General features: G+C 68.7%; 22 protein-coding genes. 20 read left to right on the top strand and 2 right to left on the bottom strand.

Annotation, left to right across the window (positions count from 1 at the left end; genetic code table 11):
- Positions 1 to 131: 131 nt before the first annotated feature.
- Positions 132 to 548, top strand: a complete 417-nt coding sequence (locus ACFWY5_RS04140; RefSeq protein ID WP_379630509.1) for a DUF2690 domain-containing protein — start codon at positions 132 to 134, stop codon at positions 546 to 548.
- Here ACFWY5_RS04140 and ACFWY5_RS04145 read toward each other — a convergent pair.
- The gene (locus tag ACFWY5_RS04145; RefSeq protein ID WP_379630510.1) at positions 545 to 1,798 is read right to left on the bottom strand and encodes an ATP-binding protein; all 1,254 of its coding nucleotides are present in this window, start codon (positions 1,796 to 1,798) and stop codon (positions 545 to 547) included. The genes ACFWY5_RS04140 and ACFWY5_RS04145 overlap by 4 nt on opposite strands.
- A gap of 65 nt (positions 1,799 to 1,863) precedes the next feature.
- Complete coding sequence (locus tag ACFWY5_RS04150; RefSeq protein ID WP_379630511.1) at positions 1,864 to 2,193, bottom strand: cupin domain-containing protein; 330 nt, start codon at positions 2,191 to 2,193, stop codon at positions 1,864 to 1,866.
- A 71-nt stretch (positions 2,194 to 2,264) separates the two neighbouring features.
- On the opposite strand from ACFWY5_RS04150, the gene ACFWY5_RS04155 reads away from it, so the two are divergent.
- From ACFWY5_RS04155 to rpsG, 19 genes are all read left to right on the top strand, one after another.
- On the top strand, positions 2,265 to 3,200 hold the full coding sequence (locus ACFWY5_RS04155) for a helix-turn-helix domain-containing protein (protein WP_379614580.1): 936 nt from the start codon (positions 2,265 to 2,267) through the stop codon (positions 3,198 to 3,200).
- A 52-nt stretch (positions 3,201 to 3,252) separates the two neighbouring features.
- Positions 3,253 to 4,026 carry a maleylpyruvate isomerase family mycothiol-dependent enzyme gene (locus ACFWY5_RS04160; protein WP_379614578.1) on the top strand — a complete coding sequence of 258 codons (774 nt, stop codon included), beginning with the start codon at positions 3,253 to 3,255 and terminating at the stop codon, positions 4,024 to 4,026.
- Between the two features lie 111 nt (positions 4,027 to 4,137).
- Positions 4,138 to 4,983, top strand: a complete 846-nt coding sequence (locus tag ACFWY5_RS04165; protein ID WP_379614576.1) for a DUF1396 domain-containing protein — start codon at positions 4,138 to 4,140, stop codon at positions 4,981 to 4,983.
- A gap of 249 nt (positions 4,984 to 5,232) precedes the next feature.
- Positions 5,233 to 5,757 carry a 50S ribosomal protein L10 gene (gene rplJ / locus ACFWY5_RS04170; RefSeq protein WP_379614574.1) on the top strand — a complete coding sequence of 175 codons (525 nt, stop codon included), beginning with the start codon at positions 5,233 to 5,235 and terminating at the stop codon, positions 5,755 to 5,757.
- A 67-nt stretch (positions 5,758 to 5,824) separates the two neighbouring features.
- The gene (rplL, locus tag ACFWY5_RS04175; protein WP_379614572.1) at positions 5,825 to 6,217 is read left to right on the top strand and encodes a 50S ribosomal protein L7/L12; all 393 of its coding nucleotides are present in this window, start codon (positions 5,825 to 5,827) and stop codon (positions 6,215 to 6,217) included.
- 450 nt (positions 6,218 to 6,667) lie between these two features.
- Positions 6,668 to 7,669 carry an ABC transporter ATP-binding protein gene (locus tag ACFWY5_RS04180; protein WP_379614568.1) on the top strand — a complete coding sequence of 334 codons (1,002 nt, stop codon included), beginning with the start codon at positions 6,668 to 6,670 and terminating at the stop codon, positions 7,667 to 7,669.
- A gap of 74 nt (positions 7,670 to 7,743) precedes the next feature.
- Positions 7,744 to 8,472 (top strand): MlaE family ABC transporter permease, encoded by a 729-nt coding sequence (locus ACFWY5_RS04185; protein ID WP_379614566.1) that lies wholly within the window; start codon positions 7,744 to 7,746, stop codon positions 8,470 to 8,472.
- Entirely contained in the window at positions 8,472 to 9,251 is a 780-nt protein-coding gene (locus tag ACFWY5_RS04190; protein ID WP_379614563.1) for an ABC transporter permease, read from the top strand. The genes ACFWY5_RS04185 and ACFWY5_RS04190 overlap by 1 nt, the downstream gene beginning before the upstream one ends.
- On the top strand, positions 9,248 to 10,306 hold the full coding sequence (locus ACFWY5_RS04195; RefSeq protein ID WP_379614561.1) for an MCE family protein: 1,059 nt from the start codon (positions 9,248 to 9,250) through the stop codon (positions 10,304 to 10,306). Before ACFWY5_RS04190 ends, ACFWY5_RS04195 begins: the two co-directional genes overlap by 4 nt.
- On the top strand, positions 10,303 to 11,295 hold the full coding sequence (locus tag ACFWY5_RS04200) for an MlaD family protein (RefSeq protein WP_379630512.1): 993 nt from the start codon (positions 10,303 to 10,305) through the stop codon (positions 11,293 to 11,295). The genes ACFWY5_RS04195 and ACFWY5_RS04200 overlap by 4 nt, the downstream gene beginning before the upstream one ends.
- On the top strand, positions 11,286 to 12,275 hold the full coding sequence (locus tag ACFWY5_RS04205; protein WP_379630513.1) for an MCE family protein: 990 nt from the start codon (positions 11,286 to 11,288) through the stop codon (positions 12,273 to 12,275). Before ACFWY5_RS04200 ends, ACFWY5_RS04205 begins: the two co-directional genes overlap by 10 nt.
- Positions 12,272 to 13,252 (top strand): MCE family protein, encoded by a 981-nt coding sequence (locus ACFWY5_RS04210; RefSeq protein ID WP_379630514.1) that lies wholly within the window; start codon positions 12,272 to 12,274, stop codon positions 13,250 to 13,252. Before ACFWY5_RS04205 ends, ACFWY5_RS04210 begins: the two co-directional genes overlap by 4 nt.
- Complete coding sequence (locus ACFWY5_RS04215) at positions 13,249 to 14,418, top strand: MCE family protein (protein ID WP_379614553.1); 1,170 nt, start codon at positions 13,249 to 13,251, stop codon at positions 14,416 to 14,418. The genes ACFWY5_RS04210 and ACFWY5_RS04215 overlap by 4 nt, the downstream gene beginning before the upstream one ends.
- Positions 14,415 to 14,918: a hypothetical protein gene (locus ACFWY5_RS04220; RefSeq protein WP_379614551.1), complete on the top strand. Its 504-nt coding sequence runs from the start codon at positions 14,415 to 14,417 to the stop codon at positions 14,916 to 14,918. The genes ACFWY5_RS04215 and ACFWY5_RS04220 overlap by 4 nt, the downstream gene beginning before the upstream one ends.
- Positions 14,915 to 15,412, top strand: coding sequence for a hypothetical protein (locus ACFWY5_RS04225; RefSeq protein ID WP_379614549.1), 498 nt, complete (start codon positions 14,915 to 14,917; stop codon positions 15,410 to 15,412). The genes ACFWY5_RS04220 and ACFWY5_RS04225 overlap by 4 nt, the downstream gene beginning before the upstream one ends.
- Positions 15,413 to 15,848: 436 nt before the next feature.
- Positions 15,849 to 19,316 (top strand): DNA-directed RNA polymerase subunit beta, encoded by a 3,468-nt coding sequence (gene rpoB, locus ACFWY5_RS04230; protein WP_379614547.1) that lies wholly within the window; start codon positions 15,849 to 15,851, stop codon positions 19,314 to 19,316.
- A 14-nt stretch (positions 19,317 to 19,330) separates the two neighbouring features.
- On the top strand, positions 19,331 to 23,206 hold the full coding sequence (locus ACFWY5_RS04235) for a DNA-directed RNA polymerase subunit beta' (protein ID WP_379614545.1): 3,876 nt from the start codon (positions 19,331 to 19,333) through the stop codon (positions 23,204 to 23,206).
- A 518-nt stretch (positions 23,207 to 23,724) separates the two neighbouring features.
- Positions 23,725 to 24,099: a 30S ribosomal protein S12 gene (rpsL, locus tag ACFWY5_RS04240; RefSeq protein WP_020542315.1), complete on the top strand. Its 375-nt coding sequence runs from the start codon at positions 23,725 to 23,727 to the stop codon at positions 24,097 to 24,099.
- Positions 24,100 to 24,101: 2 nt separating this feature from the next.
- Positions 24,102 to 24,572 carry a 30S ribosomal protein S7 gene (gene rpsG, locus ACFWY5_RS04245; protein WP_184958080.1) on the top strand — a complete coding sequence of 157 codons (471 nt, stop codon included), beginning with the start codon at positions 24,102 to 24,104 and terminating at the stop codon, positions 24,570 to 24,572.
- Positions 24,573 to 24,602 lie beyond the last annotated feature (30 nt).

Genomic DNA, 24,602 nt, shown 5'->3' on the forward strand with positions numbered 1-24,602 from the left:
GCTTGAGCGGCTGTTCTAGGCCTCCGCAGCGGTCGTGAGTAGGTGTCACGGCCCGAGTCCTTCAGGCAAGATCACTATTGCTCTATGCTCCTGAGCGGCAACACTGAGTGATCATCTCGTCTGGGGGAGTCATGCGCGTCAGGAACATCGCCACCGGTCTCGTCGTCGCGGCCCTGCTGTCCGGGCCCCACCCTGCGACGGCGGCCGCCGTCGCGGCGCCCGCGTGCACAGGGGCAGGATGCTTCAACAAGGACCCGCTCACCACCGGATGCGACAAGGACGCCCGGCCGATCGCGGAAGTGTGGTTCCGCGACCGCATGCTGCAGGGGTACTACAGCCCCTCCTGCAAGGCGAAGTGGGCCACCGTGATCGGCGCGCCGCTGGACCGCAGGATCTACGTCAGGAACAACAACGGCACACCGCTGTTCGAGAACATGGTCCACCATGTCGCGTGGACGAAGATGGTCGACGGCACGCGTCCGGCGGAAGCCTGCATCGAGGACACCTCCGTCTGCGCGAGGCCGACGGTGGGCCAGGCCCTCTTCTAACCGTCGGCCCGTGCCTGCCACAGCGCGCTCACCGGTACGGCCAGCATTCGGTCTCCGAAGGAGAAGGTGCCGGTGCCGGTATGCAGGACCAGGCCGGCGATGAAGTCGGGGCCGACGCGCTCGGCGAGGTGACGCAGCCCCTTGAAGTCGTCCGGGCGTACGGTGGACGCCGCCTTGACCTCGATGCCCACCACCTGGCCCTGACGGGTCTCAAGGATGGCGTCCACCTCCACCTGATCCTTGGTTCGGTAGTGGTAGAGCTCGACCAGAGTTTCCGACCAGGTTGTCTGCCTGGCCAGCTCCATGAGGACGAAACCCTCCAGCAGCGGGCCGAACGCGGAGCCCGGCCGCAGCAGGCCGCGAGCGTCGGTGCCGAGCAGGTTCGCGGCCACCCCCGAGTCCACGAAGGCGATCTTGGGGGTGCGGATGGCCCGGCTGCTGATGTTCCTCGACCAGGCGGGTATCCGTTTCACCAGGAAGACTTCTTCGAGGAGCGCGAGGAACCGTGCGGTGGTGCTGCCGGGCAGGCCGAGATCACGGCTCAGGCTCTGGGTGACGAGGAGTTGGCCGGACCTGGCCGCCAGCAGCCTGATCAACGCACGCAGTTCCGCGGTGCGCTCGATCTCCGACAGTTGCATCACATCGCGGTTGATCAGGTCGCCGATGTAGGAGTCGAAGAAGCGTTGCCGGCGACGGGTGACCGCCTCGGGGTAGCCGCCGCGGATCAGGCGTTCGGCGTAGTCCGCTCGGGTCACCTGGGAGTTGTGCCTCAGCGCGGGACCATGGGTGAAGATCGCATCGATGAAGCAGTCGGGCTGTCCGTCGATCTCGCCCTGTGCGAACGGCCAGAGCTCGATCGTCTCCATACGGCCGGGCAGAGTGTCCGGTAGCCCGCGAAGCGCGAGGAGGCGCGACGAGGCGGTGAGCAGGTATCTGCCGGGCCTCGGGTCTGCGTCTACCTGGCACTTGATGGCCAGGAGTAGTTCGGGGGCTCGCTGAATCTCGTCGATGACCATTCGCTCGGGAAAGTCGACGAACCCGCTGGGGTCGCTCAGTGCGGCCTGCCGGGTCACGGCGTCGTCCAGGTCACGCCACTCGGTGCCGTCTGACTTCGCCGGCAGTCGGACCAGTGTGCTCTTGCCCGACTGCCGGGCGCCGTTGACCAGGACGACGCGGGTGTCGGCCAGTGCGTCCTTGATCGCTTGCTCGGCGTGGCGCCGTACCAGCTGCCCGTGAGGTGTCGTGACCATACGTGCACGATGACAGTCGTGGGGAGATGGTCGCCATGATCACGGTGAGATGGTCGCTCGGGTGGTCAGTCTGTGGGGGTGGTGTGGGGGAGGCTGAAGACGAGGATGCGGGTGCCGGTTCGGGTGCCGGGCTGGTGGACGGAGCCGGGGTGGTAATGGAGGAAGGATCCGGCGGGGAAGGTGTGGCCGTTGTCGAGGAGTTCGCCCTCGGCCACGTAGATGAGTTCGTCGGTGGCGTGGTGGTCGGGTTCCGGCCAGGTGGTGCCGGGGGCGAAGTCGAAGGCGCGGGCGGCCAGGGCGCCGCCGGGCAGGCCGCGGCGGACGATGCCGGGGGCGATGTCGCTGGTCTCCACGGTGTCGATGGCCACGTGGGTGAGCTTCGGGATTTCTGGCATGGGGCCCATCGTGGCGGGCGGCGTACCAGGGGGAAAGTGGCTGGAATGTCATCTCTGGGTATATTGCTGCCATGATCAGAGTGGTCGCGCTGGTACATCCTCCGCAGGCGCCGTTCGAGCTGGCGTGTGTCACGGAGGTGTTCGGGCTGCGGCGGCCGGGGATGCCCGCGCGCTATGACTTCGGCATCTGCGCCCTCGAACCCGGGCAGGTGCCCACGCTCGGCGGCTACACGATCGGAGTCGGCGACGGGCTGGAGGCGCTGGAGAGCGCGGACACCGTGGTGATTCCGGGCTGGCAGGCGGACGACGTCCCCGGGGAGATCATTGACGCGGTACGGCGGGCGCATCGCCGTGGGGCGCGGATCGTGTCCATCTGTTCGGCGGCGTTTCTGGTGGCCGAGGCCGGGCTGCTGAGTGGGCGGCGGGCCACCACGCATTGGCGGCGGACGGAGGAACTGGCGCTGCGGTATCCGGATGTGACGGTGGATCCTGACGTTCTCTATGTCGATCACGGCGATGTGGCGACGTCGGCGGGGACCGCCGCTGGACTGGATCTTTGCCTGCACATCGTCAGGAACGACCACGGCGCCGCCTACGCCACGGAGATCGCCCAGCACATGGTGATGCCGCCGCGCAGGGAGGGCGGGCAGGCGCAGTTCGTGCGGCCGGCGCCGGCGCGCGAACGTGACGGGTCGCTGGGTGCGGTGCTCGACTGGGCGGCGGGGCGGCTCGACCAGCCCCTCACGGTCGGGGATCTGGCGCGGCGGGCCCGCCTGTCGCCGCGTACGTTCGCGCGTCGCTTCGCCGCCGATCTGGGGGTCAGCCCTGGTCAGTGGCTGCTCGCCCAGCGGGTGGACGCCGCACGTGAGCTGCTGGAGCGCACGCCGTTGCCCGTCGAGACGATCGCCGCCAGGGTCGGGCTGTCGTCGGCGGTGAACCTGCGGCGCCACTTCCACGCCCGCCTCGGCACCACCCCGGCCGCGTACCGGCGGACTTTCGGCGGGTAGAAGGCGGGTAGGAGACGACGGGAGCGTGGACACGCGTGCCAGAGTGGAGGGCATGGACTACGTCGCTCATTTTCATCGCGAGGTCCAGGCGTTCGAGGCCGCGTGCCGGCGGGTGGCGGGGCGGGAGGCGCCGCCGGTTCCGTCGTGTGCGGGGTGGACGATGTCCGACCTGGTGATGCACCTGTCGGGCGTGCACCGGGTGGTGACGGCGGTCATCGAGGAACGGCTCGCGCAGCCGCCGGATCCCAGCGGGCTGGCGCACCTGCTGCCCGCCGATACCGAGGGGTGGCCGCTGTCGGGGCGGGCGCCGAGCCTCGGGGTGTTGCCGGTCGGCTTGGTCGACTGGTTCGCGGAGGGCGCGGCCGTACTGGGAAACGTGTTCGCCAGGACCGGCCCGGACGAGCGGGTGTGGACGTGGTCGGCGGAGCAGACGGCCGGGTTCTGGTCGCGGATGCAGACGATCGAGGCGGCCATCCACCGGTGGGACGCGGAGAACGCCCTCGGCGAGCCGGGGGACATGGACGCCGAGATGGCCGCGGACGCCGTGGCGCAGACGTTCGAGGTCATGGTCCCGGCTCGGCGGGCGTTGAAGAAGGCCCCGCCGGGGGCGGGGGAGACCTTCCGGTTCGTGTGCGACGAAGGCGCTTGGACGGTGCGGTTCGAGGGGGATGAGCTGCTTGACGCGGGTTCCCCCGACCTTGAGGTCGCGGGTACGGCTTCGCAGCTGATGTTGTTCCTGTGGCAGCGGATCCCCGCCCGACGGCTGGCCGTCTCCGGAGATCCCAAGCTGCTTGATCGCTACTTCGAGCTGGCGCCGCCCGTCTGACCGCGGGGAGATGTGGAGGTGCTGTGCAGATCTAGGGGATTCCCCCGAGGTTTCCCTGGGTTTGTGCGGGGAAGCCGCCAGATCGGTGATTAGCCACATAGGGTCGGAGGCATGGTGAAGCGTAGGTTTTCTCTCGCTGCCGCCGCGGCTGCTGCCGCACTGGTGGTGGCCGGGGTAGCAGGTTGTGGATCGACGGCGCAGCCCATCCAGGTCAACCTGGCCGCCTCGGAGGTGCTCACGCAGGCTGCGCAGAAGACCGAGCAGGTATCCAGCTACACCGTTGACGCGGTGGTCAACGCGACGGACCCCAACGGGCAGAGCGGAAAGCTCCAGGGCCGGATGCTCTACCAGGGCAAGCCGACGCTGGCGATCGATCTCACCGTTGACACGGCGGGATTCGGCGACCGCGAGCTGCCGGGCGGGGCCAGGGCGGTCCTGCAGGGCGACGTCGTCTACGTCAAGGTCGACGCCCTCAACAAGCTCGTCGGAGCCACCAAGCCGTGGATCAAGGTTTCGCTCAGCGAGGCCGACAGCCGCGGTGAGGTGCAGCAGTATCTGGCGCAGGTCCAGCAGTTCGACCTGGCGGCGGTCACGAAGATGGTCACCGCCTCGAAGGATGTCAAGCAGGTCGGCACCGAGAGCGTGAACGGCGTCGACACGACCCACTTCAGCGGCACGTTCCCGGTCGAGGCGGCGGTGCAACTGCTGCCGGCCGACGAGCAGCAGCGCGCCAAGGAGAACATGGCCGAGCTGAAGGACGTCAAGTTCGACATCTGGGTCGACGGCCAGGGCCTTCCGGCGAAGCTCCAGCTCAACGGTGAGAAGCAGGGCGGCAAGCTCGACGCCACCCTGTTCTTCAAGGGCTTCAACGAGCCCGTCAACATCCAGACTCCGCCCGCGGACCAGGTCGGCGAAATGCCGTCGAACGTCCCGCAGCCGAGCCCGTCGAACTCGTAGCGGCAACCCACAAGAGAACATCGATTTGGAAACTCGGCGACCAGCCCGTAGTCTGGTCGTTGCCGAAGACCGCCGGTTGTCACCTTGGCCAGTCCTGGTGACCGAAGGATCCGCTTCTTGCGGACGGCCCGCGCAGGTGTGATACGAGTTTCCCCACACGATGAGTGTGTGTGAAGCCCCGTGCGCCCTGCGCCCGGGGCTGTTCTCATTTCTGGGCCTTCTCCGGCGGAACATCCTGGAAGGAGGCCCATGGCGAGGCCGGATAAGGCGAGCGCGGTCGCCGAGCTCAAGAACGAGTTCGTTGGAAGCAGCGCAGCCGTTCTGACCGAGTACCGCGGTCTCACCGTCGCTCAGCTCAAGGAGCTGCGCGTTGCACTCGGTGGGAATGCGAAGTTCGCCGTGGCGAAGAACACCCTCACCAAGATCGCTGCCAACGAGGCCGGTCTGACGGGCCTCGACGGCCTGCTCAGCGGCCCGACCGCGATCGCCTTCGTCAGCGGCGACGTCGTCGAGGCTGCCAAGGGTCTGCGTGACTTCGCCAAGGCCAATCCCCTCCTGGTGATCAAGGGCGGTGTCCTCGACGGCAAGACGCTGGACGCCACGGAGATCACCAAGCTCGCCGACCTGGAGTCGCGCGAGGTTCTCCTCGCGAAGCTGGCCGGTGCGATGAAGGCGAAGCAGTCCGCTGCTGCCGCCATGTTCGCCGCGCTGCCCACCAACATGGCTCAGCTGGCCGAAGCCCTGCGCGCCAAGCGCGCGGAGGCCGGCGAGTAGCTGGGGGTTGCCGCACTTAACCGCGGTCCCGATCCACCTTTAAAGCACATCCCATACGGAGGAAAACATGGCGAAGCTCAGCACCGACGAGCTGCTCGGCGCGTTCAAGGAGATGACCCTTCTCGAGCTCTCCGAGTTCGTGAAGGTCTTCGAGGAGACGTTCGACGTCAAGGCTGCCGCCCCGGTCGCCGTCGCCGCCGCTGCCGCCCCGGCCGCCGGTGGTGGCGAGGCCGCCGCTGAGGAGCAGGACGAGTTCGACGTCATCCTCGAGGCCGCCGGCGACAAGAAGATCCAGGTCATCAAGGAGATCCGCGCGCTGACCTCCCTCGGCCTCAAGGAGGCCAAGGACCTGGTCGACGGCGCTCCGAAGTCCGTCTTCGAGAGCAAGGTCAACAAGGAGCAGGCGGAGAAGGCCAAGGCTGCCCTCGAGGGCGCCGGCGCCAGCGTCACCGTGAAGTAACTTTCACGCTTCCGAAAGAGGCGGCCACACCCAGGTGCCGGGTGTGCCGCCTCTTTTGCTTTTCACGCTGTCTCAACCCGCTTTTCGGTGCGTTCCGGGTTGCGGCTGTTTCGACCCCGCCCTTCCGTGCGTTTCCGGTTGCGGCTGGTTCAACCCCGCCCTTCCATTACGGCTCCCGCCACCCCACCCGCCCCGCCGCCCTCAGCGGGCCTCCGTCGAGCGATGGTCATGAGGGCTCACGGGGTCCTCGCCGCGACAACTCCGCACTTGGCCACGTTCAGGCGATTCTCATGGCCGTCTCAGGCCGGGGTGCCCAGCGTCGCGTACCCCGATAACCGGCCAGTAACAAGTTATTAGAATCTGTTCCAATTCCGCGGAACACGGCTAACGTGATGGGAACTTGAAAGTAAAGTGTGCGTCACGTTACCCCATGCTCGCGGAAGGTGACCGGTGGGCGTCGAAGTCGTGGTCGAGGGGCTGACCAAATCGTTCGGTCGGCAGGTCATCTGGCAGGACGTCTCGCTGACGCTGCCCGCGGGCGAGATCTCGGTGCTGCTCGGCCCTTCCGGCACCGGCAAGTCCGTCTTCCTCAAGACGCTCGTCGGCCTGCTGCGTCCCGACCGCGGCCACATCTGGATCGACGGCTACGACCTGGCCAACTGCAGCGAGGACAAGCTCTACGAGCTGCGCCGGCTGTTCGGCGTGCTCTTCCAGGACGGCGCGCTGTTCGGCTCGCTGAGCCTGTTCGACAACATCGCCTTCCCGCTGCGCGAGCACACCAAGAAGAGCGAGACCCAGATCCGCCAGATCGTCATGGAGAAGATGGAACTCGTCGGCCTGCTCGGCGCGGAGTCCAAGCTGCCCGGGGAGATCTCCGGCGGCATGCGCAAGCGCGCGGGCCTGGCCAGGGCGCTGGTGCTCGATCCGGAGATCATCCTCGTCGACGAGCCGGACTCGGGGCTCGACCCGGTGCGCACCGCGTACCTCAACCAGCTCTTCGTCGATCTCAACACCGACTTCGAGGCCACGTTCCTCATCGTCACCCACGACATCAACACCGCCCGTACCGTGCCTGACGACATCGGGCTGCTGTTCCGCCGGGAGCTGGTGATGTTCGGGCCGCGCGAGATGCTGCTGTCGAGCGACGAGCCGGTCGTGCGCCAGTTCCTCAACGCGCGCCGCCACGGCCCGATCGGCATGTCGGAGGAGAAGGACGTCTCCGAACTGGAGGCCGAGGCCCAGATGGGCCACGACCCCGGCTCGTTGCCGCCGATCCCGCCGCAGCTCATGCCCACGGGCAACCGGGTGCGCCGCAGCCAGCAGCCGCCCGGCGCCTGGCTGGCCGCCCACGGGGTGATCCCGCCGCAGGGCTCGTTCGTCGACGACCGCGGGCGTAACTGGCTGGAGGAGTACCCTCGGCTGGTCAGCGCCCATCTCAACGGCGTCAGGTAACCCCCGCGCATGGACGGACCGGCCTTTTTCGCGGCCCAGAACGACTACTCTCCGCACTCGAAAGGACGCGACACGTGATCAGGGCGAGCGGCGCGTTCGTGGCGCTCACGCTCGACACCCTGCGTGCCGTGCCCAAGCGGCCCTTCCACTGGCGGGAGTTCCTGCAGCAGGCCTGGTTCATCGTCAGCGTCAGCGCCCTGCCCACGGCGCTGGTGTCCATCCCGTTCGGCGCCGTGCTCGCCCTTCAGGCGGGCAACCTGATCCGCCAGTTCGGCGCCCAGTCGTTCACCGGCGCCACCGCCGTGCTCGGCATCGTGCGCGAGGCCGGCCCGGTCGTGACCGCGCTGATGATCTCGGGCGCGGCGGGCAGCGCCATCTGCGCCGACCTGGGCGCGCGCAGGATCCGCGAGGAGATCGACGCGCTTGAGGTGCTCGGCATCGACCCTCTCCACCGCCTCGTGGTGCCCAGAGTGGCGGCGTGCGCGGTCGTCGCGCCCCTGCTCAACGGCCTGGTGACCACGGTCGGCCTGATCGCCAGTTATCTGTTCAACGTGATCGCCCAGGGCGGCTCGCCCGGCTCGTACCTGCAGTCGTTCAACGCGCTGGCGGAGCTGTCGGACCTGTGGATCTCCGAGGTCAAGGCGCTCGTCTTCGGCGCCACGGCCGGGATGATCGCCTGCTTCAAGGGGCTGAGCGCGGCCGGCGGGCCCAAGGGCGTCGGCGACGCCGTCAACCAGACGGTGGTCTTCGCGGCCATGGTCCTGTTCGCCGAGAACTTCCTCATCAGCGCGGCGGTGTGGTGATGTCACTCAACAGGCAGGGCGAGTTCTACACCAAGGCCTTCCTCCAACTGCCCCGCGCGCTCCGCTACCGCGCCGAGATCCTGCGGCTGCTGTCGGAGGTGAGCCTCGGCACCGGTGGCCTGGCCGTCATCGGCGGCACGATGGCGATCGTCGCGTTCATGACCTTCTTCGCCGGCACCGAGGTCGGCCTGCAGGGCTACACCGCACTCGACCAGATCGGCACCTCGGCCTTCGCCGGGTTCCTCTCCAGCTACATCAACACCCGCGAGATCGCCCCCATCGTGGCCGCCATCGGCCTGTCGGCCACCGTCGGGGCCGGCTTCACGGCCCAGCTCGGCGCGATGCGGATCAGCGACGAGATCGACGCGCTCGAGGTCATGGCGATCCCCTCGGTGCCGTTCCTGGTGGGCACCCGGCTGATCGCCGGGTTCGCCGCCATGCTGCCCCTGTACGTCCTCGGCCTGCTCGCCTCCTACGTCGCCACCCGCCTGATCACCACCGTCCTCTACAGCCAGTCGACCGGCACCTACGACCACTACTTCGACCTCTTCCTCGTGCCCTACGACGTGCTCTGGTCGCTGGGCAAGGTGGTGCTGTTCGCCGTGCTGGTGATCCTCGTGCACTGCTACTACGGCTTCCACGCCTCCGGCGGCCCCGCGGGCGTCGGCGTCGCGGTCGGGCGGGCGGTGCGCGCGGTGCTGGTCGCGGTGAACGTGGCCAACGTCCTGCTCGGCCTGGCCATCTGGGGCACCACGACCACGGTACGGCTGGCCGGATGAGACACGGCGCCGCCCTGCTGGCCCTGATCGCCGCCTTCACGGCGGTGACCGCCGCGGCGTACTTCAAGGTGTTCTCCGGCGCGACGATCGTGACCCTGTCGGCCCCCAGAGCCGGTCTCCAGCTAGGCCCACGCGCCGACGTCAAGGTACGCGGCGTCATCGTCGGCGAGGTCACCGCCCTGAAGGCGACCACCGGAGGCGCGGAGCTCACCCTCGCCCTCGACCACCCCGTCGACCGCGCCGCCACGGCCAGGTTCCTGCCGAAGACCGTCTTCGGCGAGAAGTACGTGGACCTCGTCCCGCCCGCGACCCCGACCTCCGAGCTGCGCGACGGCGACCGCCTGATCGCCCCGGCCGCCGCCGTCGAGGTGGCGCAGGTGCTCGACCGGCTGCTGCCGCTGCTGCGGAGCATCCACCCGGAACGGCTGGCCACCACCCTGACCGCCCTCGCCACCGCCCTGGAAGGCAGAGGCGCCGGAACCGGTGCCACCCTGGACAGGGCCGAGGACTACCTCACCCGGCTCACCCCCCACCTTCCGGCGATCCGCCGCGACCTCTCCGCCCTCGCCGACGTCACCGGCCTGTACGGCCAGGCCGCCCCCGACCTCCTGCGCACGCTGGCCAACTCCGCCGCGCTGAGCAGGACGCTCACCGGCAGAGAGGCCGAGATCGACCGGCTCGCCCGCGTGGTCACCAGGAGCGCGGGCAAGGCCGACGCTCTGCTGACGGTCAACGAGACCGGTCTGGTGGGGCTCCAGCACGTGTCCAGGCCCGCCCTCGACCTCGCCGCCCGCTACGCGCCGACGGTGCCGTGCGTGTTCCAGGGCCTTGACCGCCTGCGGCCGCTGCTGGACGAGGCGTTCGGTGACGGGCGGGTGAAGGCGGTGCTGGAGCTGGTCAGGCCGGCGCCGCCGTACAGGGAAGGGACCGACGCGCCCGCTTACCGCGACACCAGGGGCCCGCGCTGCTACGGCCTGCCCCGCCCGAAGGTGCCCTTCCCCGGGGTGCGGTTCGCCGACGGCGCCGAGGATCTGGCGGGGCTGATGCTGCGATGACCACGCTGAAGGCGGCGATCAAGCTCGGGCTGTTCGGACTGGCGACGACCCTGTGCGTGGCCATGCTGGCGATCACGATCTCCGGGACGCAGTTCGCCGCGGCGAGCGTCTACCGCGCGGTGTTCACCGACGCCACCGGGCTGCGGCCGGGCGACGACGTGCGGGCCGCCGGCGTACGCGTGGGCCGCGTGGAGGAGATCGCGCTGGCCGGGACGCGCGCCGAGGTCTCCTTCACCGTCCTCGAACGCACCCGGCTGCCCCGCGGCGTCATCGCCGCGATCCGCTGGCGCAACCTGGTGGGCGACCGCTACCTCGCGCTGTCCACCGGCCGCGGCGGACCCGGCGCGCTGCGGCCGGGCGAGCTGATCACCGACACCCGCCCGGCGCTCGACGTCACCGCGCTGTTCAACGGCTTCCGCCCGCTGCTCAAGGCCATCCGCCCGGAAGACGTCAACAAGCTGAGCTGGCAGATCGTCCAGGTGCTCCAGGGGGAGGGCGGCACCGTCGACAGCCTCCTCGGCCACGTCGCCTCGCTCACCGGCACGCTCGCCGACCGCGACGCCGTCATCGGCCGGGTGATCGACAACCTCACCGCGGTGCTCGCCGAGATCGCCGGCCGCGAGAACGCCTACAGCGAACTCGTCGCAGACCTGCGGTCGCTGGTCAGCGGCCTGGCCGAGGACCGCAAGGCCATCGGCGAATCCCTCGCCGCCCTCGACCGGCTCGCCGGCGTCACCGCGGGCTTCACCGAGCGCGCCAGGCCCGACCTCAAGGCCGGAATCCGGCACGCCGACAGTTTCCTCGCCGCGCTCAACGAGGAGCGGGCGCTGATCGACAAGACCATCAAGGACGTGCCGATCCGCCTCAACCAGCTCACCCGCGCCGTCTCCTACGGCTCGTGGTTCAACTTCTACCTCTGCTCCCTGGAGGTCCGGGCGGGCGCGACCACCACGCCGAAGATCGTCAACGAGAGCCGCCGATGCCGCTGACCCCCTTCCGCCACCGCGACCCGCTCCCGCTGGGCATCGCCGGCCTGGCCGCCGTCGCGGCGCTGGTGGCCGGTGTGCTGGCCGTACCCGAGCTGAAGACCGGCACCGTGTACACGGCCGCCTTCGCCGAGTCGGCGGGGCTGCGGCCGGGCGAGGACGTCATCGTGGCCGGGGTGAAGGTCGGCGAGGTGAGCGAGGTCGAACTGGAGGGCGCGCACGTCCGCGTCGGCCTGCGCCTGGAGCGCGAGGTGCAACTGGGCTCGCGGACCCGCGCGCACATCCGGCTGGCGACGCTGCTCGGCTCCCACCACGTCCAGCTCGAACCCCACGGCCCCGGCCGCCTCGACCGCGCCATCCCGGTCGAGCGGACCAGCGTGCCGTACGAGATCATGCCCGCACTCGGCGACCTCGCCGGCAGCGCAGCCCGCATCGACGCGGGCGCGCTCAAGAGCGCGCTCGACACGCTCGCCCAGACCCTGGACGGCTCCTCGGCGGAGATCCGCGCCTCCGTGCGCGGCCTCGGCCGCCTCTCGCGGACCGTCGCCTCCCGCGACGACAAACTCCACGATCTGGTACGGCACGCCGAAACCGTCACCGGCCTGGTGGCCGGCCGCAACCAGGATCTCCGCGCCCTGATCAAGGACGGCGACCTCCTGCTGCGCGAGATCTCCGCCCGCCGCGCCGTCATCCACAGCCTGTTGATGAACACGCTGGAGCTGACCGCGGAGATCGACGGACTGATCGCCGACAACCGGACCACGCTCAAGCCCGCTCTGCGGCAGTTGCGGGAGTTCGTCGGGCTGCTGCGGCGCAACGAGGAGAGCCTCGACCATTCCCTGCGGCTGCTGGCGCCCTTCACCCGGCAGTTCACCGACGCGGTCGGCAACGGACGCTGGTTCGACGCGATCGTCCAGAACCTCGTGCCGCTGCCCGCCTCCGTCAAGATGCCCGACCGCACGCTCGGAGGGCTGGCTCCGTGAAGACACCCGTCGCGATCACGGCCCTGCTGCTGGCCGCCGGCTGCGGTTTCGAGGGCGTCCAGTCGCTCCCGCTGCCCGGCGGAGCCGACCTCGGGCAGAACCCGCGCGAGGTGACGATCGAGTTCGCCGACGCCCTCGACCTCGTCCCGCACTCGCTGTGCAAGCTCAACGACGTCACCGTCGGCAAGGTCACCGCGATCGAACTGGCCGCCGGCTGGCGGGCCGAGGTCACCTGCACGGTCAGGGCCGACGCCGCGCTGCCCGCGGGGACCGGCGCCGCCATCTCCCAGACGAGCCTGCTCGGCGAGAAGTTCGTCAAGCTGGTCCCCGCCGGCACCGGCAGCCTGGGCGGCCGCATCCCGCTGAGCCGCACCACCCGGACCGCCGAGGTCGAGCAGGTGCTCGCCGCCGCCTCGCTGCTGGTCAACGGCGGCGGCCTGGAACAACTGGCCACCATCAACACCGAACTCGGCGCCATGCTCGACGGCCGCACCGGCACCGTCAGGAACCTGCTGCGCCGCCTCGACGCGTTCACCGCCGCGGTCGACGGCTCCAAGGGCGACATCGTCCGCCTCATCGGCAACCTCGACCGGCTCACCGCCACCCTGGCCGCCCAGCGCCGGACCCTGCGCGCCGTCGCCACCGACATCGGCCCCGCGGTCAAGCAACTGCGCCGCCAGCGCGCCGACCTCACCCGCATGCTCACCGCCCTGGCCCGCCTCGGCCGCACCGCCACCCGCGTCGTCACGCGTTCCCAGGACGACACCCTCGCCAACCTCGCCCACCTGCGCGCCCTGCTGGCCGACCTCGACCGCGCCCGCCACGAGATCGCCACGAACCTGGGCACCGCGCTCACCTTCCCCTTCCCCGGCTCGGCCACCGGCCTGCTGCGCGGCGACTACGGCAACGTCGACGTCACCGTGGACCTCACCCCGTCCACCACCCTGGACAACCTCCTCGGCAGGAGCCCGCGATGAGCCTGCGGATCAAGCTGGCCGCCTTCCTCGCCATCAGCCTCGCGGCCACCGCGTACACGCTGGTCCGCTACGCGCGGGTCGGCGCCGACCTGTTCGAGCCCGCCTACCGGGTCGGTGTCGAACTGGCCGAGGCCGGCGGCCTGTTCGAACACGCCGAGGTCACCTACCGCGGCGTCCAGGTCGGCCGCGTCGAGTCGCTGTCCCTCACCGCCGACGGAGTGCGCGCCGTGCTCCGCCTGCGGCCCGAGCCGCCGGTGCCCGCCACGGGGCTGCTCGCCGTCGTCGCCAACCGCTCGGGCGTGGGCGAGCAGTACCTCGACCTCCAGCCTTCGGGTACGGCGCGGCCGTACCTGAAGGAAGGCGACACGATCGCCAGGGAACGGACCGCGCTGCCGATCACCACCGCCCAGTTGCTCGGCGACGCCGAGCGGCTGCTGACGTCGGTGGACCCGCGCGACACCGAGACCGTCGTGACCGAGCTGGAACAGGCCTTCGGCGGCAACGCCGCGCACCTGCGGCGGCTGCTGGCGGCGGGCGAGGAGCTGACGGCGGCGGCCGTGGAGGTCCTGCCCGAGACGGTCACGCTGATCGAGCGAGGGGAGACGGTGCTGCGCACGCAGCGGGCCGAGGGCGGGCATCTGAAGCGGTTCGCGCGCGACCTCGCCTCGCTGACCGGTTCGCTGCGCGAGGGTTCGGCGGACCTGGAGCGCACGATCGACGCCGCAGGCCCGGCGGCGCGCTCGGCGGAGAAGCTCGTGGACGGGCTCGAACCGCACCTGCGGCCGCTGCTGGGCAACCTGATCGTCGGCGGCCGCACCGTCTCGGCCCGGGTGGCGGCGCTGCGCCAGCTGCTCATCGGCTACCCGGCGGGCGTGGCCGGGGCCTTCACCGTGGTCGGGCGCGACGGGCTGCACTTCGGGCTCAACCTCAACCTCAACGTGCCGCCGCCGTGCACGCGCGGCTACGAGGACGTACGCCGCCGCTATCCCCAGGACACCCGGGTGAAGGCGGTCGACCCGCGCGCGACCTGCACGGAGCCGGAGGGCTCGCCGACCGGTGTGCGCGGGGGCGCGGATGTGCCGCCGCCGGGCGTACCGCCGTCGATCCCGGGTCTGGAAGAGTGGCTCGCGGGTAATGATCCGGCGATCAGGAAGGAGCGGACATGACAGGCACCGCCTCTCGGTCCGCCGCTTGGCTGACGATCATCGTGCTCGGGGTGCTCGCGCTGCTGCTCGGCGGGTTCGCGCTGTGGGTCAGCGGCGAGCTCCGCGGCGAACAGGCCACCGACGACGACCGGGCCGCCGCGCTCGACGCCGCGGGCACCCACGCGGTCAACCTGCTCTCGCTCAACTACAAGACCGTCGACGCCGACCTCGGGCGCATCCTGGCGACCTCGACCGGGGCCGCGCGGGCCGAGTACACCGCCAACGCCGCCCGGCTCAAGGAGACCACGATCACCAACAAGGTCGTCCAGCACGGCGTGCTGCGCGCCCGCGGGCTGGAGTCCATGACGGGCGGCATCGCCAAGGTCCTGGTGGTGGCCGACGTCGAGATCCGCTGGGAGGGTTCCAAGAACGCCCCTCAGGAGCGCTTCTACCGCTGGTCGATGGATGTGACCAAGGTCGGCGGGGTCTGGCTGGTGTCGAAGGCGGTGCAGGTGCTGTGAAGGCCGTGGCGATCGGGGTGCTGGCGGCGCTCGTACTGGGGCTGTCGGTGGCCCTCTGGGTGATGTGGACGGATCTGCGGCACCTGCGCGACGGGCAGTCCGCGGGCGTCGAGGCGATGGCCGCCGCCAAGGCCGTGGCGCCGGACCTGCTGTCGTACAACCACCGCACGATCGAGCAGGACCTGGCGCGGGCCGGCGAGCACACCACGGGCCAGCTGACCACCCATTACAAGGAGCTGGCCACCACCCTCGTGCCCACCGCCAAGGCCCAGAAGACCGTCCAGACGACCGCGGTCGCCGGGGCGGCCGTCGAGCGCGCGGAACCCGACCGGGTAGAGGTTCTCCTGTTCGTCAACACGGGTACGGTCAAGGAGCTGCCCGGCGAGGCCGAGCCCCAGCAACAGATCACCCAGAACCGCGCCAGGTTCGTCATGATCAGGACAGCCGGCCGCTGGCTCGTCGCCGACCTGTCGACGCTGCTGGGCACCGCCTGAGGCCCCGGGCGCGGCGCGTCCTTCAATTGTTATCAAAATTCAGGTTTAGCGAGTCCTTGCCCAGGGGTATCCCAGTCACTGCTACACCGGTTGTCGGCATGGGTTCGACCCTCGGTGTGACGGAGCGTTAGCCGTCCCCGTTCGCGGGTATCGTCTTGGGCCTGACGGTAGGCGCCCGATCACGCAGGGGAGAAATCCCAGCGTCGCGGCCCCGACCCGGCGGAAAGTCGCGGTTGTGGGCTTGACGTTTGCGTCCGAACGGGCGATGCTGCGACCAACGTGGAGCATGCAGCGAGAGCGAAGTGGACAGGCGTGTGCCGTTCGGCTACACTGCCCCTTTGCGCTGCCCTTTGACGACCCGCGATGCTTGCTCACGTTGCGAGGTTGTCTGGCGTGCGTGTAGTCAGTCCGCCGCGAGCCCTCGGAAGGACATCTGTTGGCAGCCTCGCGCAACGCCTCCGCCGTACCCGCTGGTCCCAATCGCGTTTCGTTTTCGCGTATCCAGGAGCCCCTCGAAGTTCCTGATCTTCTCGCCCTGCAAACCGAGTCCTTTGACTGGCTGCTGGGCAACGAGAAGTGGAAGGCCCGGGTTGAGGCGGCTCGTCAGGCCGGGCGCAAGGACGTCCCGACCCAGTCGGGCCTCGAAGAGATCTTCGAAGAGATCAGTCCCATTGAGGACTTCTCGGGGACCATGTCCTTGTCGTTCCGCGACCACCGGTTCGAGCCGCCCAAGTACTCAGTAGACGAGTGCAAAGACAAGGACATGACCTTCTCCGCCCCGATGTTCGTCACGGCGGAGTTCATCAATAACACCACTGGCGAGATCAAGAGCCAGACGGTGTTCATGGGCGATTTCCCGCTCATGACGCCGAAGGGCACCTTCATCATCAACGGCACCGAGCGTGTCGTCGTCTCCCAGCTGGTCCGGTCCCCGGGTGTCTACTTCGGCCGCAGTGTCGACAAGACCTCGGACAAGGACCTGTTCGACTGCCGTGTCATCCCCTCGCGGGGTGCCTGGCTGGAGTTCGAGATCGACAAGCGCGACAGCGTCGGTGTGCGCATCGACCGCAAGCGCAAGCAGGCCGTCACCGTGCTTCTCAAGGCACTGGGATGGACCAACGAACAGATCCTCGAGCGCTTCGGCCAGTACGAGTCGATGCGGGCCACCCTGGAGAAGGACCACACGGCCGGCCAGGATGACGCCCTGCTCGACATCTACCGCAAGCTCCGTCCGGGCGAGCCGCCGACCAAGGAGTCGGCGCAGACCCTGCTGGAGAACCTGTACTTCAACCCCAAGCGCTACGACCTCGCCAAGGTCGGCCGCTACAAGATCAACAAGAAGCTCGGGGTCGACAGCGACATCACGCAGGGCACCCTCACCGAGGACGACATCGTCTCCACGATCGAGTACATCGTCCGCCTGCACGCGGGCGAGGAGTCGATGCCGAGTGCCCAGGGCGACCGGATCGTCGAGACCGACGACATCGACCACTTCGGCAACCGTCGTCTGCGCAGTGTCGGCGAGCTCATCCAGAACCAGGTCCGCCTGGGCCTGGCCCGGATGGAGCGCGTCGTCCGTGAGCGGATGACCACGCAGGACGTCGAGGCGATCACGCCGCAGACCCTGATCAACATCCGCCCGGTCGTGGCCTCGATCCGGGAGTTCTTCGGCACCTCGCAGCTGTCGCAGTTCATGGACCAGACCAACCCGCTGGCCGGCCTGACGCACAAGCGGCGTCTGTCCGCGCTGGGCCCCGGTGGTCTGTCCCGTGAGCGGGCCGGCTTCGAGGTCCGAGACGTGCACCCGTCCCACTACGGCCGGATGTGCCCGATCGAGACGCCCGAAGGCCCGAACATCGGTCTGATCGGCTCGCTGGCCTCCTACGGCCGGATCAACGCCTTCGGCTTCGTCGAGACGCCTTACCGCAAGGTCGTCGACGGCAAGGTGATCGAGCAGGTCGACTACCTGACCGCCGACGAGGAGGACCGCTTCGTCAAGGCGCAGGCCAACACGGTGCTCAACCCCGACGGCACCTTCGCCGAGTCGCGCGTCCTGGTCCGCACCAAGGGCGGCGAGACCGAACTCGCGCGTGCCGAGGAAGTCGACTACATCGACGTGTCGCCGCGCCAGATGGTGTCGGTCGCCACGGCGATGATCCCCTTCCTGGAGCACGACGACGCCAACCGCGCGCTCATGGGCTCCAACATGCAGAGGCAGTCCGTGCCGCTGCTGAAGAGCGAGGCGCCGCTGGTCGGAACCGGTATGGAGTACCGTGCCGCGACCGACGCCGGCGATGTCATCAGCGCCGAGAAGGCCGGGGTGGTGGAGGAGGTCTCCGCCGACTACGTCACCGTGATGAACGACGACGGCACCCGCACGACTTACCGTGTCGCCAAGTTCAAGCGTTCCAACCAGGGCACCTCGTTCAACCAGAAGCCCATCGTCGTCGAAGGCGACCGGGTCGAGGTCAACCAGGTGATCGCCGACGGTCCCTGCACCGACCAGGGCGAGATGGCCCTGGGCAAGAACCTGCTCGTGGCGTTCATGCCGTGGGAGGGCCACAACTACGAAGACGCGATCATCCTGTCGCAGCGGCTGGTGCAGGACGACGTCCTGTCCTCGATCCACATCGAGGAGCACGAGGTCGACGCCCGTGACACCAAGCTGGGCCCCGAGGAGATCACCCGGGACATCCCGAACGTCTCCGAAGAGGTCCTGGCCGACCTCGACGAGCGCGGCATCATCCGCATCGGCGCCGAGGTCGTACCCGGCGACATCCTCGTCGGCAAGGTCACGCCCAAGGGCGAGACCGAGCTGACCCCCGAGGAGCGGCTGCTGCGCGCGATCTTCGGCGAGAAGGCCCGCGAGGTGCGTGACACCTCGCTGAAGGTGCCGCACGGCGAGCAGGGCAAGGTCATCGGCGTCCGCGTGTTCTCCCGTGACGAGGGCGACGAGCTTCCCCCCGGTGTCAACGAGCTGGTCCGCGTGTACGTGGCCCAGAAGCGTAAGATCACCGACGGTGACAAGCTCGCCGGCCGCCACGGCAACAAGGGCGTCATCTCCAAGATCCTGCCCGTCGAGGACATGCCGTTCCTCGAGGACGGCACGCCGGTCGACATCATCCTCAACCCGCTGGGCGTGCCCGGCCGAATGAACATCGGGCAGGTGCTCGAGGCTCACCTCGGCTGGATCGCGGCCCGCGGCTGGGACATCTCGGGCCTGACCGAGCAGTGGGCGGAACGCCTGCGCGAGAAGGGCTTCGAGCAGGTCGCGCCGCGTACCAACGTGGCGACGCCGGTCTTCGACGGCGCCCACGAGGAGGAGATCGTCGGTCTGCTCAGCAACACCCTGCCCAACCGCGACGGCGATCGCATGGTGCAGGAGAGCGGGAAGGCGCAGCTGTTCGACGGCCGCTCCGGCGAGCCGTTCCCCTACCCGATCGCGGTGGGCTACAGCTACATCCTGAAGCTGCTGCACCTGGTGGACGACAAGATCCACGCCCGGTCCACCGGCCCGTACTCCATGATCACCCAGCAGCCGCTCGGCGGTAAGGCCCAGTTCGGCGGCCAGCGCTTCGGTGAGATGGAGGTGTGGGCGCTGGAGGCCTACGGCGCGGCGTACGCCCTGCAGGAGCTCCTGACCATCAAGTCCGACGACGTCCTCGGCCGGGTCAAGGTCTACGAGGCCATCGTCAAGGGCGAGAACATCCCCGAGCCCGGCATCCCCGAATCCTTCAAGGTCCTCATCAAGGAAATGCAGTCGCTGTGCCTGAACGTCGAGGTGCTCTCCAGCGACGGCATGTCCATCGAGATGCGCGACACCGACGAGGACGTCTTCAGGGCCGCCGAAGAGCTCGGTATCGATCTGTCCCGGCGTGAGCCGAGCAGCGTGGAAGAAGTCTGAGGGGGAGATCGCACATGCTAGACGTCAACTTCTTCGACGAGCTCCGGATCGGGCTGGCGACGGCCGACGACATCCGCCAGTGGTCACACGGCGAGGTCAAGAAGCCGGAGACGATCAACTACCGGACGCTCAAGCCGGAAAAGGACGGACTCTTCTGCGAGAAGATCTTCGGCCCGACCCGCGACTGGGAGTGCTACTGCGGTAAGTACAAGCGCGTCCGCTTCAAGGGCATCATCTGTGAGCGCTGCGGCGTCGAGGTCACTCGCGCCAAGGTGCGTCGTGAGCGGATGGGCCACATCGAGCTGGCCGCGCCCGTCACGCACATCTGGTACTTCAAGGGCGTTCCCTCGCGTCTCGGCTACCTGCTTGACCTGGCCCCGAAGGACCTCGAGAAGGTCATCTACTTCGCGGCCTACATGATCACGCAGGTCGACGCCGAGATGCGCGACCGTGACCTGCCCTCGCTCGAGGCGAAGATCTCGGTCGAGCGGCAGCACATCGAGCAGCGTCGTGACGCCGACATCGAGACCAGGCAGAAGAAGCTCGAAGGCGACCTGGCCGAGCTTGAGGCCGCGGGCGCCAAGGGCGACCAGCGCCGCAAGGTCCGCGAGGGCGCCGAGCGCGAGATGCGCCAGCTGCGCGACCGCGCGCAGCGCGAGCTCGACCGCCTGGACGAGGTGTGGAGCCGGTTCAAGAACCTCAAGGTCCAGGACCTTGAGGGCGACGAGCTGCTCTACCGCGAGATGCGCGACCGTTTCGGCCGCTACTTCAAGGGCGGCATGGGCGCGCAGGCGATCCAGGACCGTCTGACCAGCTTCGACCTCGACGCCGAGGCCGAGAACCTGCGCGAGACGATCCGCAGCGGCAAGGGCCAGAAGAAGGCCCGCGCCCTCAAGCGGCTCAAGGTCGTCTCGGCGTTCCTCAACACCACCAACTCGCCGCGCGGGATGGTGCTCGACTGCATCCCGGTCATCCCGCCGGACCTGCGCCCGATGGTGCAGCTCGACGGTGGCCGGTTCGCGACCTCCGACCTCAACGACCTCTACCGTCGTGTGATCAACCGGAACAACCGCCTCAAGCGTCTCCTTGACCTCGGCGCCCCCGAGATCATCGTGAACAACGAGAAGCGGATGCTCCAGGAGGCCGTCGACTCGCTGTTCGACAACGGCCGCCGCGGCCGCCCGGTCACGGGCCCCGGCAACCGTCCGCTCAAGTCCCTCAGCGACATGCTGAAGGGCAAGCAGGGCCGCTTCCGCCAGAACCTGCTGGGCAAGCGTGTCGACTACTCCGGCCGTTCGGTCATCGTCGTCGGCCCGCAGCTGAAGCTGCACCAGTGCGGTCTGCCCAAGCAGATGGCGCTGGAGCTGTTCAAGCCGTTCGTGATGAAGCGCCTGGTTGACCTCAACCACGCGCAGAACATCAAGTCGGCCAAGCGGATGGTCGAGCGCGCCCGCCCGGTCGTGTGGGACGTGCTCGAAGAGGTCATCACCGAGCACCCCGTGCTGCTCAACCGCGCTCCGACGCTCCACCGCCTGGGCATCCAGGCGTTCGAGCCGCAGCTGGTCGAGGGCAAGGCCATCCAGATCCACCCGCTCGTCTGCACCGCGTTCAACGCGGACTTCGACGGCGACCAGATGGCCGTGCACCTGCCGCTGTCGGCTGAGGCCCAGGCCGAGGCACGCATCCTGATGCTCTCGACCAACAACATCCTCAAGCCGGCCGACGGCAAGCCCGTGACGATGCCCACCCAGGACATGGTCATCGGCCTCTACTGGCTGACCACGCAGAAGGAGGGCGCCCTCGGCGAGGGCCGCGTCTTCGGCTCCGTGGCCGAGGCCCAGATGGCGTTCGACCGCCGCGAGCTGGACATTCAGGCGAAGATCCAGATCCGGCTCAAGGACGTCTTCCCCGCGCGCGACTGGGTCGCGCCGGAGGGCTGGGAGCAGGGCGACCCGATCCGCCTGGAGACGACGTTCGGCCGGTGCCTGTTCAACCAGACGCTGCCGCCGAACTACCCGTTCGTCAACTTCCAGGTCGGCAAGAAGCAGTTGTCCACGATCGTGAACGAGCTGGCCGAGACCTACCCCAAGGTCGAGGTCGCGGCTTCGCTCGACGCGCTCAAGGACGCCGGCTTCCGCTGGGCGACCCGCTCCGGTGTCACGATCTCGATCGACGACGTCGTCGCGCCGCCCAACAAGGCCGAGATCATGGAGAACTACGAGCGCCGGGCCGACAAGGTCCAGCGTGAGTACGAGCGCGGCCTGATCACCGACGAGGAGCGCCGCCAGGAGCTCATCGAGATCTGGACCCACGCCACCGCGGACGTCGAGACCGACATGGTCAACGCGTTCCCGGCGACGAACCCGGTCTGGATGATGCTCAACTCCGGCGCCCGCGGTAACAAGATGCAGGTGCGTCAGATCGCCGGTATCCGCGGCCTGGTGTCCAACACCAAGGGTGAGACGATCCCGCGTCCGATCAAGGCCTCGTTCCGCGAGGGCCTGTCGGTGCTGGAGTACTTCATCTCCACCCACGGTCAGCGGAAGGGTCTGGCCGACACCGCCCTGCGTACCGCCGACTCGGGTTACCTGACCCGTCGTCTGGTGGACGTGGCGCAGGACGTCATCGTGCGCGAGATCGACTGCGGCACCGACCGCGCGGTTCCGCTGCACGTCGGCGACCGTGACGCGGCGGGCAACCTGGTCAAGGCCGACAACGCCGAGTCCAACGTGCACGGCCGCATCCTGGCCGAGGACGTCGAGGTCGACGGCAAGATCATCGCCCCGGCGGGTGTCGACATCAACGACATCCACGTGACCGACCTGGTCAACGCCGGGATCGAGACCGTGCGCACCCGCTCCGCGCTGGTGTGCGAGGCCAAGATCGGTGTCTGCGCGACCTGCTACGGCCGCTCGCTGGCCACCGGCAAGCTCGTGGACGTCGGCGAGGCGGTCGGCATCATCGCCGCCCAGTCGATCGGTGAGCCCGGTACCCAGCTGACGATGCGTACCTTCCACACCGGTGGTGTGGCCGGTGCGGACATCACCCACGGTCTGCCCCGTGTCCAGGAGCTCTTCGAGGCGCGCATCCCCAAGGGTGTCGCCCCGATCTCCGAGGCCGAGGGCCGCGCGCGGATCGACGAGACCGACAAGACCCGCAAGGTGGTCATCACCCCGGACGACGGTTCCGAGGAGATCGCCTACCCGGTGTCGATGCGGTCGCGTCTGCTCGTCTCGGAAGGCCAGCACGTCAAGGTCGGCCAGCAGCTGATCGCGGGTGCGGTCAACCCGAACGAGGTCCTGCGCATCATGGGCCCGCGCGAGGTGCAGCTGCACCTGGTCGCCGAGGTCCAGCAGGTGTACCGCTCGCAGGGTGTGTCGATCCACGACAAGCACATCGAGATCATCGTCCGCCAGATGCTCAAGCGCGTGAACGTGCTGGAGTCGGGCGACACCGACCTGCTCCCCGGCGAGCTGGTCGAGCGTCCCCGCTTCGAGAACATGAACCGCGAGACCGTGGCCGAGGGCGGCCAGCCCGCCGCCGGCCGTCCGGTCCTCATGGGCATCACGAAGGCGTCGCTGGCCACCGAGTCGTGGCTGTCGGCGGCCTCCTTCCAGGAGACGACCAGGGTCCTGACGGACGCGGCGATCCACGCCAAGTCCGACTCGCTCCTGGGCCTGAAGGAGAACGTCATCATCGGTAAGCTCATCCCGGCCGGTACGGGCATGCCCCAGTACCGCAACATCCGGGTGGAGCCGACTGAGGAGGCCAAGGCCGCGATGTACACGGTCGGCGGCTACGACGGCTCCGCGGCGGACTACACGTTCGGCACCGGGTCGGGCGAGGCTGTGCCGCTGGAGGAGTACGACTTCGGCCAGTACAACCGATGAGCCGGTCGCGCTAGACGGTTAGTGGAGGCGCCCGAGATCTACGGATCTCGGGCGCTTCCGCGTCTGTGCGAGGATCGGGCCATGCGGCCCCTGGGGCGCGCAGGGGCCCGCTGGGAGGGCACTCACGTGCAAGGGTTGCCGGGGGCTTGCCGTACCCGCGTAGAAGGTTGGTGTAACGAGGGCAGAACAGTGGCCCGGAGCGGGTAAACTTGGCGCGGAGTCTGCTACTGACCACGGCGCGAAACATATCGACGCGCAGCCGTTTTGACGTGCTGCGCGGGGCTAGGTAGTCTTGCCCTTCGTGCCCGTGTATTCATGGGCTCTCACGCGTGCGCTCGCAATGGCGCGGCGTGGCCTCCCCCTGGCGTTCTTCTACGCGGGAGTGTGGCTCTGTAAGAGCGCGACACGCCCGACCGCGTGGGTCGAAGCAGGGGAGAAAACCGCAGGTCATGACACCGGCAGTACCTGCGAAATGCACAACCTGACGTATCACCGGCTTAGGCATGAACGGAGTGGCAGTGCCCACTATTCAGCAGTTGGTCCGCAAGGGCCGGCAGGACAAGGTCTCCAAGACCAAGACTCCTGCCCTAAAGGGGAGTCCGCAGCGACGCGGCGTCTGCCAGCGCGTCTACACCACGACCCCCAAGAAGCCGAACTCGGCACTGCGCAAGGTGGCCCGTGTCCGCCTCACCAACGGCATCGAGGTCACGGCCTACATCCCGGGTGTGGGTCACAACCTGCAGGAGCACTCCATCGTGCTCGTGCGTGGCGGTCGTGTGAAGGACCTGCCGGGTGTTCGCTACAAGATCATCCGTGGCTCGCTCGACACCCAGGGTGTCCGTAACCGCAAGCAGGCCCGCAGCCGCTACGGCGCGAAGAAGGAGAAGAGCTAACTATGCCTCGCAAGGGTTCTCCTGGCCGCCGTCAGCTCATGTCTGACCCGGTTTACAGCTCGCCGCTGGTTACGGCCCTGATCAACAAGGTGCTGCTGGACGGCAAGCGCTCCATCGCGCAGTCGATCGTCTACGGCGCCCTCGAGGGCTGCAAGGACAAGACCGGCAACGACCCGGTCATCACGCTCAAGCGTGCCCTCGACAACGTCAAGCCCACTCTCGAGGTCCGCAGCCGCCGTGTCGGTGGCGCGACCTACCAGGTCCCGGTCGAGGTGCGCGCCTCGCGCAGCACCACCCTGGCCCTGCGTTGGCTGGTGCAGTACTCCCGCGCCCGCCGTGAGAAGACCATGACCGAGCGCCTCATGAACGAGCTCCTCGACGCCAGCAACGGCCTGGGGGCGAGTGTCAAGAAGCGCGAGGACACCCACAAGATGGCCGAGTCCAACAAGGCCTTCGCCCACTACCGCTGGTAACAGCGGGTTCGACGAGACGACGAGGACGCG

Origin of the sequence: Nonomuraea sp. NPDC059007, assembly GCF_042740555.1 — a bacterium.
GTDB lineage: Bacteria > Actinomycetota > Actinomycetes > Streptosporangiales > Streptosporangiaceae > Nonomuraea.